This is a genomic window from Ruminococcus sp. Marseille-P328 (assembly GCF_964249465.1).
In the GTDB taxonomy this organism is placed as follows: domain Bacteria; phylum Bacillota; class Clostridia; order Lachnospirales; family Lachnospiraceae; genus Blautia_A; species Blautia_A faecis.
Genome location: NZ_CAXUBQ010000060.1, coordinates 1 through 1,482 on the forward strand (window position 1 = coordinate 1; position 1,482 = coordinate 1,482).

General features: G+C 40.7%; 1 protein-coding gene. It reads left to right on the top strand.

The genetic code is table 11. The annotated features are described in order from the left end of the window. Positions 1–109: 109 nt before the first annotated feature. A complete protein-coding gene (locus tag ACESTK_RS20410) occupies positions 110–1,327 on the top strand; it encodes an IS256 family transposase (RefSeq protein ID WP_182384832.1) in 1,218 nt (405 codons plus the stop codon). The last annotated feature ends 155 nt before the right edge of the window (positions 1,328–1,482 follow it).

Below are 1,482 nucleotides of genomic sequence, written 5' to 3' on the forward strand. Positions count from 1 at the left end.
GGGAGCATCCCAAAGTTTGTGTAAACCTCCAAACTGATGTAAGATAAAATTACTCAGTTTGGAGGTTATTTTTATGGCAAGAAGAAAAGACAGTCCACAAAAAGCAGCAATGAGAGAAATGATGCGTGATTATCTGAAGAATAATGATATCAGCATCAAAGATGGCACCGATGTAAACAGTATCATGCGTGACATGATGTCTGTTCTTCTGGAAGGTGCTTTGGATGAGGAACTGGATGAAGAATTAGGATATTCCAAGTATGATTATCGTAACAAAGAAACAGACAACAGCAGAAACGGTCATTCCAGCAAAACTATGCACACAAGCTATGGAGATATGGATGTAGCTATTCCAAGAGATCGTAACGGTGAGTATGAGCCTCAGCTAATCAAAAAATATCAGAATACTGTGACTCAGGACATGGAAGAAAAAATCCTTTCCATGTATGCAAAGGGAATGACTACCGGAGATATCGAATCTCACATGCGGGAACTGTATGATATTGATATTTCTGACAGTACCATCAGCCGGATTACGGATAAAATCCTTCCAATTGTAAAAGAATGGCAGGAACGTCCGTTGGAAGAAGTGTACGCTGTCGTATTTATGGATGCTATCCACTATCATGTCCGAAGTGAAGGACGCATTGTAAAACGTGCAGTCTACATTGCTCTTGGCATCGATATGAACGGAAAAAAGGACGTTCTTGGTATGTATGTTGGAGAAAACGAAAGCGCCAAGTTCTGGCTCTCCATCATGAATGGACTAAAGAACCGCGGAGTTGAAGATATCCTGATAGCATGTGTGGATGGACTAAATGGATTTCCACAGGCAATTGAAGCTGTTTATCCAAAAACAGAAATCCAGCAGTGTATTATTCATCAGATCCGTAATTCAACGAAGTTTGTTTCCTACAAAGACATCAAAAAGCTGATGGCTGATCTGAAGCTTGTATATGCGGCTCCAACGGAAGAAACAGCTTTAAATGAGTTAGAATTGTTCAAAGATAAATGGGATTCCAAGTACCCGAAAATCTATAAATCCTGGCATGATAACTGGGCAACCCTGTCCACATATTTCAAATATCCGGAGGCAGTAAGACGTCTAATTTACACCACAAATGCCATTGAAGGATTCAATCGTCAGCTCCGTAAAGTGACCAAAAGCAAGACCGTTTTTCCGTCAGATGACAGCCTTTTGAAAATGCTGTATCTGGCAACTATGGATATCACGAAAAAATGGACCGGACACAGGCAGGACTGGGGGCAGATCCACTCCCAGCTTGAAATCTATTTTGAAGAGCGTCTGATCGGACGCAATCTGTAAAACCATCTTGTTTTGGGCAGGTCTTATTGACATGCCCAAAAACTCCTGTATAATGCAGATATGGGCAGAACCTAGAAAATCAGCTCTGCCCATTTGTAACTATTCACAAATCTTATATCAGTTTTTAACGTTTACACAAAACTTGAAACGGTCTC

Coding starts and splice junctions, on each gene's coding strand:
- ACESTK_RS20410 (WP_182384832.1), top strand. CDS start 110: ATGAGAGAAATGATGCGTGATTATCTGAAGAATAATGATATCAGCATC.